Source organism: Rhodococcus sp. 077-4 (assembly GCF_047782425.1).
In the GTDB taxonomy this organism is placed as follows: Bacteria; Actinomycetota; Actinomycetes; order Mycobacteriales; family Mycobacteriaceae; genus Rhodococcoides.
In genome coordinates this window covers 1,757,007-1,774,254 of record NZ_JAJPWC010000001.1, presented here as the reverse complement: position 1 = coordinate 1,774,254, position 17,248 = coordinate 1,757,007, and the positions used below count along the sequence as shown (strand labels likewise).

18 protein-coding genes are annotated in these 17,248 nt (G+C 65.5%); 6 read left to right on the top strand and 12 right to left on the bottom strand.

Going from position 1 to position 17,248, the window contains the following annotated elements; genetic code table 11:
* Positions 1-5 precede the first annotated feature (5 nt).
* The 5 genes from ACNEOT_RS08740 to ACNEOT_RS08720 form a co-directional block, all read right to left on the bottom strand.
* Positions 6-623, bottom strand: coding sequence for a LysE family translocator (locus ACNEOT_RS08740; RefSeq protein WP_415973479.1), 618 nt, complete (start codon positions 621-623; stop codon positions 6-8).
* Positions 624-734: 111 nt separating this feature from the next.
* Positions 735-1,838, bottom strand: a complete 1,104-nt coding sequence (gene dapC / locus ACNEOT_RS08735; RefSeq protein WP_415973478.1) for a succinyldiaminopimelate transaminase — start codon at positions 1,836-1,838, stop codon at positions 735-737.
* A 5-nt stretch (positions 1,839-1,843) separates the two neighbouring features.
* On the bottom strand, positions 1,844-2,167 hold the full coding sequence (gene fdxA / locus ACNEOT_RS08730) for a ferredoxin (RefSeq protein ID WP_008714223.1): 324 nt from the start codon (positions 2,165-2,167) through the stop codon (positions 1,844-1,846).
* 113 nt (positions 2,168-2,280) lie between these two features.
* Positions 2,281-3,039 carry a hypothetical protein gene (locus tag ACNEOT_RS08725; RefSeq protein ID WP_415973477.1) on the bottom strand — a complete coding sequence of 253 codons (759 nt, stop codon included), beginning with the start codon at positions 3,037-3,039 and terminating at the stop codon, positions 2,281-2,283.
* A 36-nt stretch (positions 3,040-3,075) separates the two neighbouring features.
* The gene (locus tag ACNEOT_RS08720) at positions 3,076-5,616 is read right to left on the bottom strand and encodes a bifunctional FO biosynthesis protein CofGH (protein WP_415973476.1); all 2,541 of its coding nucleotides are present in this window, start codon (positions 5,614-5,616) and stop codon (positions 3,076-3,078) included.
* A 134-nt stretch (positions 5,617-5,750) separates the two neighbouring features.
* Between ACNEOT_RS08720 and ACNEOT_RS08715 the strand changes: the two genes are divergently transcribed.
* From ACNEOT_RS08715 to ACNEOT_RS08705, 3 genes are read left to right on the top strand one after another with little or no spacing between them, the layout of a single operon-like run.
* Entirely contained in the window at positions 5,751-6,230 is a 480-nt protein-coding gene (locus ACNEOT_RS08715) for a PH domain-containing protein (RefSeq protein WP_415973475.1), read from the top strand.
* A complete protein-coding gene (locus ACNEOT_RS08710) occupies positions 6,227-7,741 on the top strand; it encodes a PH domain-containing protein (protein WP_415973474.1) in 1,515 nt (504 codons plus the stop codon). The genes ACNEOT_RS08715 and ACNEOT_RS08710 overlap by 4 nt, the downstream gene beginning before the upstream one ends.
* 4 nt (positions 7,742-7,745) lie before the next feature.
* A complete protein-coding gene (locus ACNEOT_RS08705; protein ID WP_415973473.1) occupies positions 7,746-8,441 on the top strand; it encodes a uracil-DNA glycosylase in 696 nt (231 codons plus the stop codon).
* Here ACNEOT_RS08705 and ACNEOT_RS08700 read toward each other — a convergent pair.
* The 5 genes from ACNEOT_RS08700 to typA all read right to left on the bottom strand — a co-directional run bounded on the left by ACNEOT_RS08700 (position 8,368) and on the right by typA (position 13,852).
* The gene (locus tag ACNEOT_RS08700) at positions 8,368-8,820 is read right to left on the bottom strand and encodes a hypothetical protein (protein WP_415973472.1); all 453 of its coding nucleotides are present in this window, start codon (positions 8,818-8,820) and stop codon (positions 8,368-8,370) included. The genes ACNEOT_RS08705 and ACNEOT_RS08700 overlap by 74 nt on opposite strands.
* A gap of 66 nt (positions 8,821-8,886) precedes the next feature.
* On the bottom strand, positions 8,887-9,045 hold the full coding sequence (locus ACNEOT_RS08695) for a hypothetical protein (protein ID WP_008714214.1): 159 nt from the start codon (positions 9,043-9,045) through the stop codon (positions 8,887-8,889).
* Between the two features lie 27 nt (positions 9,046-9,072).
* On the bottom strand, positions 9,073-9,996 hold the full coding sequence (gene mshB / locus ACNEOT_RS08690; protein WP_415973708.1) for an N-acetyl-1-D-myo-inositol-2-amino-2-deoxy-alpha-D-glucopyranoside deacetylase: 924 nt from the start codon (positions 9,994-9,996) through the stop codon (positions 9,073-9,075).
* 47 nt (positions 9,997-10,043) lie between these two features.
* Positions 10,044-11,822 (bottom strand): ABC transporter family substrate-binding protein, encoded by a 1,779-nt coding sequence (locus ACNEOT_RS08685; RefSeq protein ID WP_415973471.1) that lies wholly within the window; start codon positions 11,820-11,822, stop codon positions 10,044-10,046.
* A 92-nt stretch (positions 11,823-11,914) separates the two neighbouring features.
* Positions 11,915-13,852, bottom strand: coding sequence for a translational GTPase TypA (gene typA, locus ACNEOT_RS08680; RefSeq protein WP_415973470.1), 1,938 nt, complete (start codon positions 13,850-13,852; stop codon positions 11,915-11,917).
* 175 nt (positions 13,853-14,027) lie between these two features.
* On the opposite strand from typA, the gene ACNEOT_RS08675 reads away from it, so the two are divergent.
* On the top strand, positions 14,028-14,204 hold the full coding sequence (locus ACNEOT_RS08675) for a hypothetical protein (RefSeq protein ID WP_415973469.1): 177 nt from the start codon (positions 14,028-14,030) through the stop codon (positions 14,202-14,204).
* On the opposite strand, the gene ACNEOT_RS08670 is transcribed toward ACNEOT_RS08675, so the two are convergent.
* Entirely contained in the window at positions 14,182-14,595 is a 414-nt protein-coding gene (locus ACNEOT_RS08670) for a (deoxy)nucleoside triphosphate pyrophosphohydrolase (RefSeq protein WP_415973468.1), read from the bottom strand. The genes ACNEOT_RS08675 and ACNEOT_RS08670 overlap by 23 nt on opposite strands.
* A 14-nt stretch (positions 14,596-14,609) precedes the next feature.
* On the opposite strand from ACNEOT_RS08670, the gene ACNEOT_RS08665 reads away from it, so the two are divergent.
* Complete coding sequence (locus tag ACNEOT_RS08665) at positions 14,610-14,891, top strand: 4a-hydroxytetrahydrobiopterin dehydratase (RefSeq protein WP_415973467.1); 282 nt, start codon at positions 14,610-14,612, stop codon at positions 14,889-14,891.
* Here ACNEOT_RS08665 and ACNEOT_RS08660 read toward each other — a convergent pair.
* On the bottom strand, positions 14,836-16,053 hold the full coding sequence (locus ACNEOT_RS08660) for a mannosyltransferase (RefSeq protein ID WP_415973466.1): 1,218 nt from the start codon (positions 16,051-16,053) through the stop codon (positions 14,836-14,838). The two genes, ACNEOT_RS08665 and ACNEOT_RS08660, sit on opposite strands and share 56 nt — an antisense overlap.
* 303 nt (positions 16,054-16,356) lie before the next feature.
* Between ACNEOT_RS08660 and ACNEOT_RS08655 the strand changes: the two genes are divergently transcribed.
* Positions 16,357-17,217 carry a hypothetical protein gene (locus ACNEOT_RS08655; RefSeq protein ID WP_415973707.1) on the top strand — a complete coding sequence of 287 codons (861 nt, stop codon included), beginning with the start codon at positions 16,357-16,359 and terminating at the stop codon, positions 17,215-17,217.
* Positions 17,218-17,248: the final 31 nt, after the last annotated feature.

Here is a 17,248-nt window from a genome sequence, read left to right as displayed (position 1 = left end):
CGACGCTACGCCGAGGACGCAACCGTTCCGACGCCGAGCGCCACCAGGATTCCGGCGCTGATGCGGTCCAGCCAGTCGGTCACCGCGGGCCTGCGCAGCAACGCCACCGCTCGTGAGGCGAGAACGGAGAAGGCTCCCATCACCAGCGCGGCCACGACCACTTCCACCAGACCGAGCGTCATGGCACCGGCGAAGGTGACCACGGTGAGAAACTGCGGAACCACCGCGAGGTAGAACAGTCCGACCTTGGGATTGAGCGCGCACGAGAGAACTCCGGCACCGAACGCCGACCACGCGGACGCAGCGACCGTCACCATCGGCTCACCGGCCACCTTGTTCTTGCGTCGCGCTCGGAACGCCTTGACCCCCAGGTACAGCAAATAGAGCCCGCCCAGAACTTTGACGACGCGATACGCCGTCGCCGATTGTTCGACGATCGCCGCCAGCCCGACGGCCACCAATGCGGCCCAGAACAGTCCGCCGATCGCGACCCCCATCGCCGCCGCGATGCCGGGCTTGAGGCCGCCGATGCTGTAGCGCAGCACCAGAAACGAATCGGGCCCGGGCAGAATCGCCAGCAGAAAACACACACCGGCGAAACTGAGCAGCAGGCTGAGAGTCATGGGTATATGAGAACACCCAGGTGGAGCCGGAGCCAACCGACTTCGCTGTCCACAATTCACATCGGCAGGCGGGATCCCGTTCGCCGTGGGAAATAGTGGACAGTCAGCGCACTACCCGCGCAGGCGAGTAGCCGCAGCGTCGATGCGTTCGTCCGTGGCCGTCAATGCAATGCGCACGTGTCGACCACCGTTGGGTCCGTAGAACTCCCCTGGCGCGGCGAGGATGCCGCGTTCGGCGAGCCAGTCGACGGTGTCGCGGCATGGTTCGTCGCGGGTGGCCCACAGGTAGAGCCCGGCCTCGGAGTGGTCGACGGTGAATCCCGCTGCCTCGACGGCCGCTTTGAGCACCGTACGCCGGGCGCGGTATCGCTCGCGTTGGATGTTCTCGTGTTCGTCGTCGGCCAGCGCCGCAGTCATGGCGGCCTGGATCGGCAGCGGCACCATCATGCCGGCGTGCTTGCGCACCTCGAGCAACTCGGCGACGAGGGACGCATCACCGGTCACGAAGCCGGCGCGATAGCTGGCCAAGTTCGAGGTCTTCGAAAGAGAATGCACGGCAAGAAGATTGGTGTGATCGCCGTCGCACACCCGCGGATCGAGCACGGACACTGCGTCGGCGTCCCAGGTCAGCCCCAGGTAACACTCGTCGGAGACGACGATGGCGTCGCGTTCACGCGCCCACTCGACCACCTTGCGCAGGTGTTCGACACCGAGCACCTTGCCGGTCGGGTTGGACGGCGAATTGACGAAGATCAGCGACGCCCGCTCGGGTCCGAGTCGATTCAGACCGTCGGCCCGCAGCGTACGAGAACCGGCGAGCAGTGCGCCCACTTCGTATGTGGGATATGCCAATTCGGGGATGACGACCAGGTCGTCGGCTCCCAGGCCGAGAAGTTTCGGCAGCCACGCGATCATTTCCTTGGTGCCGATGGCGGGCAGCACGGCGTCGAGCGAGAGACCGGTGATCGAGTAGCGGCGCTCCAGCGCAGCGACCGCCGCCTCACGCAGCGCTGGTGTTCCGACGGTAGTCGGGTAACCGGGCTGATCCGCAACCGAATTCAGCGCAGTGCGGATGACCTCGGCGACCGGGTCCACCGGCGTGCCGACCGACAGGTTGACGATGCCGTCCGGATGAGCCGACGCCTTCTCCTTGGCGGCGGTCAGCGAGTCCCACGGAAAGTCGGGCAGCCCCGCTGCCACCGCTGTACGTACCAAGGGAGTCAGTTCTCGCCCATGGGAGGCAGAGCCTTGATGAACGGCGGGTCGTAGTCGGTCTTGCCGAGCTTCGCTGCGCCACCGGGAGATCCTAGGTCGTCGAAGAAGTCGACGTTGGCACCGACGTAGGCGCTCCACTGCTCGGGCACGTCGTCCTCGTAGAAAATGGCCTCGACGGGGCAGACGGGCTCGCAGGCTCCGCAGTCGACGCATTCGTCGGGGTGGATGTACAGCATTCGGTTACCCTCGTAGATGCAATCCACCGGGCACTCTTCGATGCACGCTTTGTCCAGTACATCTACGCACGGTTCTGCAATCGAGTAGGTCACTGCTGCTCTCCCCTCCTGTATCGATCGTGGGCGCTCGCGCGCCCTGAGCATCCTAGTATCGCCGTCCGAACCTGGGGCAAACCGACCAGGGTGGCCTCACCTGGCTCCCCGACCTACTTGCGCAGCTGCTTCGCCGGCGTGCCCGAGCCGACGACAGGGGCCGTGCGGTGGGCGGCAAGCCACTTGCGTCCCTGCTTGGCGGCACGCGAAAGAGCGCCACGCTCACCGAGATATCCGGCGACTCCGCCGACTACCGGGATGGCACCGAGCACACGGTAGATGCCGCGGGGGTGCGGGCGCTTGTCCAGTTCACCGACCACGTCGCGCAGCACGTTCGCGATCTGCCACATTCCGCGGAGCAGCGCGAACGGACCCGACTTGGGCGACTCTTCCTTCTTCACCGGGGCACTGTCGGCCAGCGATGTCAGATCGCGCTTGCACAGCACCGATCCGAGCAGCGCCACATGCGTCTCGCGGTCGGTCACTCCGGTTTCGCGGGCCACGGCGACCAGCACCATCGCCTGGTTGGCGAACCCGAGCAGATCCTGGATCGGCAAACGGTTGATGAGCAGACCGAACACACCGGGGAATGCCACGGCAACGGTGTTGAGAGCTCCGATGCGGTTGACCCACCACTGGGACCGGGCGTCGGCGTCGAGTTCTTCCCAGCCTGCCGTCCCCGGGAAGTCGGTGGTGTCGAACGCCTTCGCGACGAAGTCGAGAACGTTGTCGAGCGTCGTATCGTCCGCCGAGGACTTGCGGAACGTTCGCCCCTTGAGCCCTATCGGATCCCGTGTCGCAAGGATGTCGAGCACGGGGTGAATGATGGCGACGGCACTGCTCAGAACCGCGGCGACTCGACGGTCGTCCATGTCAGACAAGCTCCAATTCGGGTGAGGATCTGTGGATCAGATCAGGCCGGCCACCGAGACTGCCGGGGCCGGATCGTAGGTGGTGGTGCGCTGACGAACCGGTCGTCCGATGCCGTCGGCGATCTCGTGCAGTTCCGCGACGGTCTTCTCCGAACCGTTCTGCGAACCCGCCATTCGCGAGATCGTCTCCTCCATCAGGGTCCCGCCCAGATCGTTCGCGCCCCCGTTCAGCATCGCCTGTGTACCCACGATTCCCAATTTCACCCACGATGTCTGAATGTTGTCGATCCGGCCGTGCAGCATGATGCGGGCCAGGGCATGCACCGCGCGGTTGTCCCGGTTGGTCGGACCGGGTCGCGAGGCCCCGGCCAGATACAGCGGCGAGGACTGGTGCACGAACGGCAACGGCACGAACTCGGTGAATCCACCGGTCTCGTCCTGGATCTTCTTGAGAACGTTCAGGTGACCGACCCAGTGCGACGGATTGTCGACGTGCCCGTACATCATCGTCGAGCTCGACCGCAGTCCCACCTGATGCGCGGTGGTGATCACCTCGATCCACTCGGCGGCGGGCAGCTTGCCCTTGGTAAGCACCCAGCGGACCTCGTCGTCGAGGATTTCCGCGGCGGTACCCGGGATCGAATCCAGCCCGGCCGCCCGCAGTTCGGTGAGCCACTCGCGGATCGACTGACCGCCGCGCGATGCCCCGTTGACGATCTCCATCGGCGAGAACGCGTGCACGTGCATCGACGGCACCCGGGCCTTGACTGCCCGCACCAGATCGGCGTACCCCGTCACGGGGAGTTCGGGGTCGATTCCGCCCTGCATGCACACCTCGGTGGCACCGACGACGTGTGCTTCCCACGCCCGATCGGCAACCTCGGTGGTGGACAGCGTGAACGCATCGGCGTCGCCTTTGCGCTGCGCGAACGCACAGAATCGGCACCCGGTGTAGCAGATGTTGGTGAAGTTGATGTTCCGGTTCACCACGTAGGTGACGGTGTCACCGTTGACCTGCTTGCGCAGATCGTTCGCGAGGGCGGCGACGGCGTCCATGCCCGGACCCTCTGCCGTCGCGAGCGCCAGGTACTGCTCGTCCGACAGCCCGGCCGGATCCTTTTCCGCCGCCGTCAATGCAGACACCAGGTCCCGGTCCACCCGTTCGAGGCCGGCGAGATCGCGCACCTGCTCGCGGATCGAATCCCAGTCGCCGAATGCATTCGCCAGATCCGAGCGGGTCTCGGTATTGCGGCCCTGGGTGTCGATCTCGGTGTTCAGATCCACGCGACCCGAGGACTCCCACTCCTCGTCCGGCTCCTGCCACGGCAGACCCGTCGGGATCACGTCCTCGCGGGCCATCCCCGTCTGGGGATCGGCGAGCGCACGCACGTGTGCCGAGATCCGCGGATCGATCCACGGAGCACCGGCCAGCACGTACTGCGGCTGCGCGGCAACACGTTCCACCAATCGATATCCCGCCTTGTCGGACAGCTCCGCGAGGGTGTCGAGGTTCGGCCACGGCCGCTCGGGGTTGACGTGGTCGGGGGTCAGCGGCGAGACCCCGCCCCAATCGTCGACGCCCGCGCCGAGCAGCGCCGCAGTCTCCTCCGGCGCGACCAGGTTCGGCGGAGCCTGAATCCGCATGGACGGTCCGACCACCATGCGCGTCACCGCGATCGTTGCGAGGAATTCTTCGAGACCGGCATCGGGTACGGACCGCATCGCGGTATCGGACTTGGCCAGAAAATTCTGCACGATGATTTCTTGCACATGGCCGAAAGACTTGTGCACCTTGCGAATTGCCATGATCGACTCGGCGCGGTCACGCAGCGTCTCGCCGATGCCGACCAGAATGCCCGTCGTGAACGGAATGTTGAGGCGACCCGCATCGGTCAAGGTCCGCAGTCGAACCTCGGGGTCCTTGTCGGGGCTGCCGTAGTGCGCCTGCCCCTTTTCCTCGAACAACCGGCGCGAGGTGGTCTCGAGCATCATCCCCATCGACGGGGCCACCGGCTTGAGGCGCGAAAGCTCCTGCCACGACATCACTCCGGGATTGAGGTGCGGGAGCAATCCGGTCTCCTCGAGCACCCGGATCGACATGGCGCGCACGTAGTCCAGAGTCGAGTCGTAGCCACGGGAGTCGAGCCACGCCTTGGCCTCGGGCCACCGCTCCTCCGGCCGGTCACCGAGGGTGAACAGCGCTTCCTTGCAGCCCAGCGCTGCACCCTTGCGGGCGACGTCGAGAATCTCGTCGGGATCCATGAACATCCCGTGCCCAGCGGCGTTGAGCTTGCCCGGCACCGTGACGAATGTGCAGTAGTGGCACTTGTCGCGGCACAACCGCGTGATGGGTACGAACACCTTGCGGGAGTACGACACCGTCTTCGGCCGGCCTGCAGATTCGAGCCCGGCGTCGCGGACCCGCGCAGCCGACGCCATCAGATCCACCAGATCGTCCCCGCGCGCATGCAGCAGAACCGTCGCCTCGTCCACATTCAACGAGACGCCGTCCCGGGCACGACGCAGAACGCGGCGCATTGCAGAAGCAGCTGGAACGGTGTCAGGCGTCGAAGTCACCAGTCGATCATGCGCTTCCTGGTACGCACGTGCCACCCGCGGGTAGTGCTGTCACCCTCGTGCGCGTTTTGCGTAGCTGGAAGGACGCAAAACGCGCACGAGGGGTCGGGGCTAGGTTTGTACCCGTGACAACGATGAGCGATCCACAGTGGCAACCGTCCCCGCGTGCACGTCTGCTCTGGGCTCTGAGCGCCGGCCTGCTGTGGCTACCGATCTTCGTCGCCCAGATCGTCTGGGCGGTCGTCGACTCCGACGCGACGACATGGCCGCATGTCGCCGTGCTTGTCGCCTCGATCCTGTTCGCGGCCCTGCACATCGCGATCGTGCCCCAGTGGCGGTACCGCGTACATCGCTGGGAGATCAGCGACACCGCGGTCTACACCCGCACCGGCTGGCTGAGCCAGGAGCGACGCATCGCACCGATTTCGCGGGTACAGACCGTCGACACCGAGCGCGGCCCCCTCGATCGGCTGCTCGGATTGGCCACCGTCACCGTAACGACGGCCTCGTCGGCGGGCGCGGTGAAGATCACAGCGCTGGATCAGGATGTTGCAGACAAGACGGTTGCTCGGCTCACCGATATCGCCGGCCGCACCGTCGGAGATGCGACATGACCGATCAGGAACAGCTTCTCGCCGTCGAGGAGGAGCAGCCGTGGCTGCGCCTGGACAAGCGAATGTTGTTGGTGCATCCGGTGAACGAGGGCATCAAGATCCTGCCGGTATTGCTGATCTCGTTCTTCGTCGGCAGTCAGAGCGGTAATCACTTCTGGAGTCTCGGCCTTCTCGCGGTGGTCGTGGTGTTCGCGATTCTGCGATGGTTCACCACGAGCTACCGGATTGGTCCGGTGCACGTGCAACTGCGCAGTGGGGTGTTGCAGAAGAAGGTGCTGTCGATTCCGCGCACGAGGATTCGGTCGGTGGACGTGGAAGCGAACGTTCTGCACCGCATGCTCGGCCTGTCCATCCTGCGCATCGGCACCGGGCAACAGGCAGGCAAGGGCGAGGCCTTCGAACTCAACGCGCTCGACACCTCACTGGTCCCCACGCTGCGCGGCGATCTGCTGCAGAGGGTGTCGGGGCCGACCCAGGCGACCGACGGAACGCCAAGCGCAGCAGTCGATTCCGGCGTGGAGATCGCGCACTGGCAGTTATCCTGGGTGCGGTTCGCGCCGTTCTCCATCACCGGCATCGTCACCATCGCCGCGGCCGTCGGCGTGTTGTTCCAGTACGGGCTCGGGCAGGCTCTGGCCGAGTCGTCGCTGGTGTCCAACAGCATCGACTCGGCAGAGCAACTCGGTATCGCGGTCTTCGTAGCGGTGGCACTGATGGCGCTGCTCGTCGTATCGAGCGTCTTCGCGTGTGTCCGCTATCTGCTCAACTACGCCAATCTGACGGTGACCGATCAGGGTCGCACCATGCACGTCAGTCACGGCTTGCTGCGCACGCGGCAGTCGACTCTCGATCGCAAGCGACTGCGCGGCACGTCGCTCTCGGAACCGTTGCTGCTGCGTGCGGTCGGCGGTGCCAGGCTCGACGCCATCATGACCGGTGTCAGCGCCGAGAAGAAGGAATCGTCCCTGCTACTCCCCCAGGCTCCACGTGCCGAGGCACTGCGGATGATGACCACCGTGCTCGGCGACGCCGGTCTGCACGGTGGTTCCGACCTGCCACTGCTGCGCCACGGCCCTGCCGCACGTCGTCGCCGCTACACGCGTGCCGCTGTGCCCGTGCTGGTTCTCGGAGCAGGACTGGGCATCGCCGAATATCTCGGCGCACCGGTCCCGATCCTCGCGTGGATCGCAATCGCGGTGTTGTTCGTTGCGGCAGTCGGGCTCGCTCACGATCGCTTTCGCGGACTCGGCCACGCAGTCCTGCCGGGTTGGCTCGTCACCCAGCACGGTTCGCTCGACAGGACTCGGCACAGCCTCGAGGCTGCGGGCATCATCGGTTGGACCGTGCGGCAGACCTTCTTTCAACGCCGCGCCGGGGTGGCCACCATTGTCGCTGCGACGCCTGCCGGCGTCGGACACTACGAGGTGATCGACATCCCCATCGAGAACGCGTGGGCGATGATCGACGCCGTCACTCCGGGCGCCGGGGACGTCTGGCTGCAGCGACACTGAGATGGTGGTGCGCCCGCAGACCATCGCCGAACTCGACGCAGCAGTGTCCGAGTGCCGTGCCTGCCCGCGCCTGGTGCAGTGGCGCGAGCAAGTCGCCACCGAGAAAAGGGCCTCGTTTGCAGACCAGAAATATTGGGGCAAAGCCGTTCCCGGGTTCGGCCCGGCCGACGCGGCGATGTTGATCGTCGGGCTGGCTCCGGCGGCGCACGGCGGAAACCGCACCGGTCGGATGTTCACCGGCGACAGAAGCGGCGACGTTCTGTACCGCGCGATGCATGCCGTCGGACTGGCCAGCCAGCCCACCGCCACACATATCGGAGACGGGTTGACGCTCAACGGAGTTCGCATCACCGCGCCGGTCCATTGCGCTCCACCGCAGAACAAGCCCACTCCCGCCGAGCGCGACACATGCAGGCCATGGCTGGACGACGAACTGCGGCTACTGCGGCCCACCCTGAAGTCCATCCTCGTGCTCGGGGCATTCGGCTGGCAGTCCCTGTTGCCGATACTGGCCGCCAACGGATGGGAAATACCCAGGCCTGCACCGAAATTCGGCCACGGAGTTCGGTTGGACCTCGGCTCGGTCACCCTGTTCGCCAGCTACCACGTCAGCCAGCGCAACACCTTCACCGGACTGTTGACTCCGACGATGATCGAGGACGTGCTGCGGGATGCGGGTCGGCATGCACGTGTGCTGTGATCGCCTTCATTCGGAACATGAACAGCAGCACTCCGGCCGGGCCTGCACCGGCGATGATGAGCAGCATCGTGCGCCAATCGGCGAGCAGCAGTACGTCGCCGCCCGGTCCGCCGAGCATGCACGCCAACACAGCGACAAACCATCCGACCAGGGGTGACGCCACCCAGACCGGCCGATCCGAGACCTTGCGTGCGGCCAGAATCAAGGCGACGTTCGCGATCCCGCCCAGCACTGCGCTGATGGGGAACTGCACCGACCCGAGATAGGTCGGAAGAAAGAAGACCGACAGAATCCCGGACAGGAAGCCGTCGAACACCAGTACTGCAACGGTTGCCCACGACACCAGGGCGACAGTATTGGATGCGGCCTTCGAGATCATGCGTCCAATACTGCCTTGACCCGGGATGTTTCAGTGCATCGCATTCGAGAAACCGGGCACCGGCACTCAGGAAACCGGCGGATAGCCCAGCGAGGTGAGCAAGTTGCTCGCACCCATGGCGATCTGTCCCAGTACGTACTGGTACAGATCTGCCTGTGCGCCGAACTGCGGCTTGAGAGAATCGACGAACGCGACGATTGCGTCCTGCACTACCCAGTTGTACATGTGTGTTCCGCCCCTGCTGTGATGGTATTAGTGATGCGAACCACAGTCTAGTACGCCGGCGAACAGATCGTTCTCTCTGCCCGTCTCATCGGCACCGAGTTCGCCCCGGACGAGTACGTACTGCTCGTCGAGCAGTATCGGCTGGGCAATGTCGTTGGACAGTGCGTACTCGCTACCCGACGGCGCGACGGTCACCTGAGTCGCGTGTGCGCGGAGCGCATCCCTCTTGGCATCGAGCACCCCACGGATGTCGATGCTCGTGGTGATCGTGTTCTCGGGGACGCTCGGTAGCTCACCGTTCTCCGGCATCCGCCAGTGCGCCGGAATGTCGTCGATGGCCGCGAGCCCCGACTGCAATTGATCGTGGCCGGTGACGGTCCAGTAGTACTTCGACACCGCCCATCCAGACCCGGCCTCGGGGTACGAGTCCGTCCCGCAGACCTCCACGGCCTCGGTCACCAACGAATGCACCTGCTGGTGATCGGGGTGGCCGTATCCGCCCTCGGGGTCGTAGCCGACGACGACCTGAGGTCGCAGCTCGCGAATGACCGCCACCAGTGCCCCGAGGGCCTCGTCGCGATCGGCATTGACGAACGCCCTCGGCTTTTCCGATGCCGACGTCCCGGCCATGCCCGAATCCCGCCAGCGACCGGCCCCACCGAGGAACCGGGGCGGGTTGGCGCCCAGTGCGGCGAGAGCGCGATGCAGTTCCAGAATTCGGTAGCCGCCGAGCTGATCTGCGCGGTCGACGACCAGATCCGCCCACGTTTCGCCGATCACTTCTCCCTCCTCGCCGAGCGAGCAGGTCAACACCGTCACATCGGCTCCGGCGCGGACGTAGTGGGCAATGGTGCCGCCGGTGGTGATGGTTTCGTCGTCCGGGTGCGCGTGCACCAGAAGCAATCTCTGCGGCTCCGTCATCGCCTGCACTGTCGTCGACTTCTCGGTCATTGCTCCGCCGCTCGTTCTGTCGTTGCTGTTCGTGCCGAGGACCTCGGTCACCGGAGCGTCCGCATCCACTGCGCGGCGTCGGCGAATATGCCTACCTCCACCGGGCCGGTCAGCGAGACGCCGGTGATGCCGGGTACCGCCGCGACCACGGACGAGTCCTGCATGATCGGCAGCGTCGACGCGAGCGACCACAGCTTGGGCTCGACGTCGTTCGTGGTCACCTCGGGATCGAGACCGCTCACCAGCGCCCTGTCGATCGTCGGCTGCAGCTCTGGAACGCACAGACCGGACAGGTTGCGCGGGGCATCCACGCGGTCGCCGCCGCCTTCGGCAGGTTCGGTGACGCAGCCGAATCGGGAGGCGAGGGCCGTCGCAGGGTCGACTCCTGCGCTCGACCACCCGACGATCGCGTCGACCGTTCCGTCGGTCAACGCAGTCGAGTACAGCTCGTCGGCAGGCAGTGGGGTGACGGTCGCATCGATGCCCGCGCCGACGAGTTCGTCGGCGGCAGTTCCGGCGACCGCGAGCGCGATCTCGTCGTTCTCGACGGCACCGATGACGAATCGCAGCGCGGTACCGCTCGCGTCCGCGAGGCGAGCCACTCCCGGCTCGGGAACGCTCGTGGTCGTCGGAGCCGCGGTAGTGGGTGTGCTCGGGTTCGGTGTCGAGGTCACCACTGCATCGGGCGTCGGCACGAAGCCGGCCCGCTCCAGCAGACTCAGAGCCGCCTGCGTGCCGATGGGGGCAGGCTCGGTCGAGGAGTAGCCGGGGTCCGACGGCGCGGACAGTTGCGCGGCCGCTCTGCGGTCCGTCGCACCACCACCCGCGCCGACCGTGGCCAGGAGGCCGGGATCGAGCAGACCGAAAATCCCCTGTCTCACAAGGGAATTGGACATGTTCCGGGCGCGCCCGTTGACCGTCATCGAAAGCACGCGTGACTGCCTGATGGTGTCGGTCCGCACTCCGGGTATCGCCGAGAGCTGAGCCCGCAGGGCCGAGCCCCCACGAACCTGGGCGATCTGCGCGTCACTCGACCGCAGCGAATCTGCCAGCTGAGCGGGCGTACCGCCCCGGCGGATGAGGATCTGATCGGGTGAAGCGGGCTGATCCCAGAATCGGTCGTTGCGCTCGAGCAGAATCTCGTCCCGCCCCTTGTCGACGGTCTTGATGTTGAACCGGGAACCGGAGACCGGCACGTTGTCCGTCAGACCGCCTTGAAAGCCGCCGGGCGAGTCCTTGAGCAGGTGCGAGGGCACCAGGTCGGCGAACAACCGCTGCCAGGCCGGATACGGCGATGCGAGCGTCACGTCGACCGTCTTGCCGCCGCCCGAGGATGCGACGTTGCTGATCAGGGCGTACCCCGCGGGATCGACGACGCCAGGCTGGGTGATCATCTGCTGCCACAGGTAACGGAAGTCCTCGGCCGCGATCGGCGCACTGTCGGACCACTGGGCCTCGTTGCGCAGCTGATAGCGAATGGTGAACGGCGACTGCGACGTCACCTCGGCCGAGATCAGCAGCGACAGATCCGGTTCCCAGGTGGTCTTGCCGGGGTCTGGGTTGCGAACGGGGCGGAACGGGCTGGGCAGCACCAGTGAACTCACCGCAGCAGTCGCGGGCGATTGGTCTGCCAGAAGGTGCGGGTTGAAGCCGATACCGACGTCGTCGATCGCAACGACGACCGGATCGCCGGTCTTGGCCGGAACCATCGTCGTGCTGACCGGAGTCTCGACACTCTCGATCGGTGGCGGCGGATCCGCGGTGCACGCGGTGAGTACCAGAGCAATGGCAGAAAACAGCACCGCCGGCGTCAGCACCTTGCGCAACGAGGATCTCCTTCGTGGTCGGCTACCTTGTGCGAGAAGAAGCGACGCGCCCCACGAAGGTGACACGTCGCTTCTCTCGCACGAGGTGAGTCTTACAGAGCAGCCTTGTCGCGAGTCTTGCTACGCGAACGCTCGCGGGCGCGCTCGTTGGAATCGAGGTGCACCTTGCGGACGCGAACGACCTCGGGGGTCACCTCGACACACTCGTCGCCTGCACAGAACTCCATGGCCATTTCCAGGTCCAGCTTCTTGGGCTTGGCCAGGGTTTCCATGACGTCTGCGGAGGACTGACGCATATTGGTCAGCTTCTTCTCGCGGGTGACGTTGATGTCGAGGTCTTCCTGACGCGGGTTGATGCCCACGACCATGCCCTCGTAGGTGTCTGCGCCCGGCTCGACGAAGAACGTGCCGCGGTCGGCCAGCTGAATCATCGCGAACGGGGTGACGGTGCCGTTACGGTCCGAAACGAGCGAGCCGGTGTGGCGAGCGCGGATCTCGCCTGCCCACGGCGCGTAGCCGTGGAAGACGGCGTTGGCGATACCCGTACCGCGGGTGTCCGTGAGGAACTCTGTGCGGAAACCGATCAGCCCACGCGAGGGAACGATGAATTCCATGCGAACCCAGCCTGCGCCGTGGTTCGTCATCTGGACCATCTTGCCCTTGCGTGCAGCGAGCAACTGAGTGACGGCACCGAGGTATTCCTCCGGTGTGTCGACCATGAGCTCTTCGAAGGGCTCGTGCAGCTTGCCGTCGATCTGCTGGGTGACCACCTGGGGCTTGCCGACGGTGAGCTCGAAGCCTTCGCGACGCATCTGCTCGACGAGGATGGCCAGCGCCAGCTCGCCACGACCCTGTACTTCCCAGGCATCGGGGCGACCGATGTCGAGGACCTTGAGCGAGACGTTACCGATGAGCTCTTGGTCCAGACGGCTCTTGACCATGCGCGAGGTGAGCTTGTGGCCGCTGACGCGTCCGACGAGCGGGCTCGTGTTGGTGCCGATCGTGACCGAGATCGCAGGCTGGTCGACGGTGATGCGCGGCAGAGCGACCGGGTTCTCCAGATCTGCGAGCGTGTCACCGATCATGATGTCGGGGAAGCCGGCGACGGCGACGATGTCTCCTGCGACACCCTTCTCGCCGGGAACGCGCTCCACACCGATGGTGTTGAGCAGCTCGGTGATCTTGGCCTTCTGGACGACGGGCTCGCCGTCGACCTCACGCATCCAGCTCACGGTCTGGCCCTTGGAGAGCTGACCGTTGTGGATACGAACCAGAGCGAGCCGGCCGAGGAAGGCCGACGCGTCGAGGTTGGTGACGTGGGCCTGCAGCGGTGCGTCGACGTTGCCCTTGGGCGCGGGGACGTAGCTGAGCAGCACCTCGAACAGCTCGTCGAGGTTCTCGGCGTCGGGCGCATTGCCGTTTTCGGGCTGCTTGCGCGACGCCTTGCCCTCACGGCCGGAGGCGTAGAGAACGGGGAGATCGAGTGCGAGCTCGGCTGCCTCGGACGCTTCGTCGTCGAGGTCGGACGCGAGATCGAGAAGCAGGTCGTGGCTCTCCGAGACGACCTCTTCGATACGCGCGTCGGGACGGTCGGTCTTGTTCACGACCAGGATCACCGGCAGCGAGGCGGCGAGCGCCTTGCGCAGCACGAAGCGGGTCTGCGGAAGCGGGCCCTCGGATGCGTCCACGAGGAGGACGACGCCGTCGACCATGGACAGGCCGCGCTCGACCTCTCCGCCGAAGTCGGCGTGGCCGGGGGTGTCGATCACATTGATGACGGTGATGGTGCCGTCGGCATTGCGCTTGTGAACGGCCGTGTTCTTGGCCAGGATCGTGATGCCTTTTTCTTTCTCGAGGTCACCCGAGTCCATGACGCGGTCGATCGCTTCGGCACGTTCCTCGAACGCGCCTGACTGCCGAAGCATGGCGTCGACCAGGGTGGTCTTGCCATGGTCGACGTGTGCAACGATGGCGACGTTGCGAAAAGTGGTGGTGCTGTCGATGTTGTCTGCACTGCTTGGGGCGCTCACGCGAAAAATACTCCTGGAGTCGAATGCGGGCTCTTGTTCGCTAGCGGGCTTATGTCGCTAGAGAAGCGCGCTACACCGCGAGGTTCTCGCGACTGATCGAGTTTACCCGTAGTCCGGCGGTGCGCCGCGCCACCCTCAGGTCTGTGACCTGCGCCACCCATTAGTCTTGGTGCTCATGGGCAAGATAAAGGCTGCAGATGTCTCGGGGATGAAGCCCAAGAAAAAATGCTGTCGCAAAAGCGTTCGGTGCATCAAATGCCCGGTGGTCATCATGCGAATGAAGAAGCTCGAATCGGCAGGCGCGACCAAGAAGGACCTGAAGAAGGGCCTCAAGACCGCCAGGGCGAAGTGAGCAGCATCTCCTGAAGTTCGGGCAACCAGAGTCGGTCCGCGTCGACCAGATCCATCGTCGGCAGCGTCGCCGCATCCACCCACCGCAGAGCCGAATGTTCCAGTGCTGCAGGCACTCCCGAGACAAGGGCGGCGCGGTAGGCGCGTAGCACCAGACCACCGGGGAGGTCCACGTCGCCGCGCAGCGCCGCTCCGATCGAGCACTCGACACCCAGCTCCTCACGTAGCTCGCGTGCCAGGGCCTCGTCCTCCGACTCCCCCGGCTCGACCTTGCCGCCGGGCAGTTCCCAGCGGCCTGCCAGCTCGGGCGGACGGGTTCGTTGCGCCAACAGAAGACGGCCGTCCTCGATCAACGCCGCTGCGACAACCACAGCCGTAGGGGTACCGGACATGCCACCATCATTCTATGACCGAACTGCTGACCGACCGCGACATCGAGGACGCCCAACTCGCCGACTGGACGGTGGTGGAGAAATCCCTGACGCGAACCGTCGAACTGGCCTCGTTCCGAGCGGCGATCGAGGTGGTGAACCGCGTGGCCGATGCCGCGGAAGAGGCGGACCATCATCCGGACATCGACATCAGGTGGCGGACGCTGACGTTCACGCTCTCCACACATTCAGCCGGTGGGCTCACTCGGAAGGATGTGGATGTGGCGCGTCGGATCGACGAGCTGATCGCGAACTGATGCGTCCGGCGTAAACAACCCAGCCGAGGAACAGAGCAGACCCGATCACGTCGACTGCACCTGCCCAGGCCTCGAACCCGGGTCGAGGAATGGTCCAGATCGATTCCTGGAAGAAGCTCAGCAGCCACGGCACTCCCACCGTGACGGTCACCAACCAGTAGCCGGCGACGATCTTCGCTCCGACGACGTCGCGTAGTGGGCCGTGCACCAGCCAGATCACCATCGGAATCACCCAGATCCAGTGGTGCGACCACGAGATGGGCGAGATCAGCAGTCCGAGGAGTTGGACGATGACGAGGGTGCCCAGATAGTCGTCGCGATCGAGGGTGCGCCATGCAGCCACCGCCAGGGCTGTCGCCACGACGGCTGCCGCGATCCACAGCGGTCCCTGACCGACGTCCTGGCCGACGATCCGGCTCAGCGCCCCGCGCAGGGATTGATTCCAGACCGAGCCGACGGGGCCGATACGGTCGGCGTCGCCGAGAAGCGTCGTGAAGTACGTGGCCGCCTGATGCCCCAACGCCGCGTAGCTGACGACGACGGTCAGCGCGAAGGCCACCGCCGAGAACACTGCCGCTTTCCACCGGCGCGTCGCCAGGAAGTACAGACCCGTGATGGCCGGGGTCAGCTTGATTCCCGCGGCGAATCCGACGATTCCACCCGCAACCCACCACCGCGAGCTCCGCACCGCCAGGATTGCCAGCAGCACCAGGAAGACGTTGACCTGGCCGTAATCGAGTGTGGTGCGAACGGGTTCGGACCACAGCCCCAGCGCGGTCCACAGCATCGCGGTGCGCACCCACCGCGGTTCGGCTGCGCGAACGTCGCCGAGAACCATCGACAGCGTCAGCCGCACCACGGCGAACAACGCGATCATCGTCGCCGCCTGCCAGAGGACGCCGACGAGCGTGAACGGCAGGAAGTGCAAGGGGAAGAACACGAGCGCAGCAAACGGCGGGTAGGTGAACGGGAGCGGGAAGTCCGGGGTCTGCACCGAGTACGTGTAGTCGTACAGGTTGCCGCCGAGCAGGGCCGCGGATCCGTCGACGTAGACGTGCAGATCGACGAGGTTCATTCCGTTGGGCGTCGCGAAGGCCCAGACGAATCGGCTGATCACCGAGACCGCGAGCAGAACGGGGGCCAGCCGAACAAGTCGGTTCACTGTGCGTGCGGTTCCGTTCGGTATCGATGCCGTGTATCGATCGTCGAGCTTATAGGGCGCTGTACACCCGCCCTAACCGCAGACGCGAGCGAGTAACATTTGCATCACCTTTCACACTGATAACTTCAGTAACAGGTTATCGTGAGCGTCTGCGGACAATTCGCAGCGTGTGACCAAGAGACTGCCCTGGTATCGATGCGACGGGGGAGGGCTCGCTCGACTACAGCTGTACATCGGGGATTGCGCTACATAGAGTGGCCCCTCGAGCACCGGCTGTCGCCGAGGGCCCGCGTCATGATCAGAATGGGGAATATCACCGTGCTTCGTACCCGCGGAACGCGTCGTGCAGTTACAGCTTTGGCCGTAGCTGCAGCCGCCGCACTAGTCGTGCCGACCGGCGCATCCGCACAGCCACTGGTGCCGATGGCTCCGGCAGATCTGCCCGCGGCACCGGCCGATCCCGCTGCTCTGATCGCTCAGTTCCTCCCTGCCCCCGGTGAGCCGATGCCCAACTTGTCCGAGGTCGAGGCACTCGCCTCGTTCGCCCCGGCCATTGTCGGTGCCGCAGCCGGACCCGCCGATGTCGGTGCCGCTCCGGCCGCCGACCTGCTGAGCCAGGCTCGCGCACTGCTCGAGACGGCGCAGCTGCCCGCGCAGGTCAAGGCACTGCTCGAGCGGGTCATCACCTTCCTGGACGGCTCCGGCGGAGGCGGACCGGAACTGCCTGCCGACGGACCCGTCATCGCTCAGTTCCTCTACCCGACGCTTGGCAAGGGTTGCATCTCCGACACCGCAGATTCCGTCGGAACTGCACTGGCCGTACCCGGCCCCGCCATCCTGCCTCCTCCCGGACCGGGTGCCGGCCAGGCCGGATTCGTCTTCACTGCCCTCGGCACCGCGCCGATTGCCGCTCAGCAGGCGGCTCCACTCACGGTGACCTGGCTCAACATCGACAACCGTCGCTCGGGAACGCAGGATCTGACCGGCGCCGCAATGATCAACACCGACGGTCCGGCAACGCTGTCCGCCATCGCCGACACCGGCCCCGGACGCGTGTTGTCGGTCGTCTCCGGTTCGATCACCACGCAGTCGAAGCAAGACCCGGCGGCAGCTCCGCGCAGCTGCTCCTTCCTGCCCACCATCGGTACGGTCTACGTCCCGTAGCGTCACAACAGAACACAGTTCGCCCCCGGCT

Excerpts from the sequence above, each read along its gene's own strand:
- ACNEOT_RS08665 (WP_415973467.1), top strand. The coding sequence starts at position 14,610 with ATGACCGAACTGCTGACCGACCGCGACATCGAGGACGCCCAACTCGCC.
- ACNEOT_RS08710 (WP_415973474.1), top strand. The coding sequence starts at position 6,227 with ATGACCGATCAGGAACAGCTTCTCGCCGTCGAGGAGGAGCAGCCGTGG.
- ACNEOT_RS08700 (WP_415973472.1), bottom strand. The coding sequence starts at position 8,820 with ATGATCTCGAAGGCCGCATCCAATACTGTCGCCCTGGTGTCGTGGGCA.
- ACNEOT_RS08675 (WP_415973469.1), top strand. The coding sequence starts at position 14,028 with ATGGGCAAGATAAAGGCTGCAGATGTCTCGGGGATGAAGCCCAAGAAA.
- ACNEOT_RS08695 (WP_008714214.1), bottom strand. The coding sequence starts at position 9,045 with ATGTACAACTGGGTAGTGCAGGACGCAATCGTCGCGTTCGTCGATTCT.
- mshB (WP_415973708.1), bottom strand. The coding sequence starts at position 9,996 with ATGACCGAGAAGTCGACGACAGTGCAGGCGATGACGGAGCCGCAGAGA.
- ACNEOT_RS08715 (WP_415973475.1), top strand. The coding sequence starts at position 5,751 with ATGAGCGATCCACAGTGGCAACCGTCCCCGCGTGCACGTCTGCTCTGG.
- ACNEOT_RS08740 (WP_415973479.1), bottom strand. The coding sequence starts at position 623 with ATGACTCTCAGCCTGCTGCTCAGTTTCGCCGGTGTGTGTTTTCTGCTG.
- ACNEOT_RS08655 (WP_415973707.1), top strand. The coding sequence starts at position 16,357 with ATGGGGAATATCACCGTGCTTCGTACCCGCGGAACGCGTCGTGCAGTT.
- ACNEOT_RS08725 (WP_415973477.1), bottom strand. The coding sequence starts at position 3,039 with ATGGACGACCGTCGAGTCGCCGCGGTTCTGAGCAGTGCCGTCGCCATC.
- ACNEOT_RS08670 (WP_415973468.1), bottom strand. The coding sequence starts at position 14,595 with ATGTCCGGTACCCCTACGGCTGTGGTTGTCGCAGCGGCGTTGATCGAG.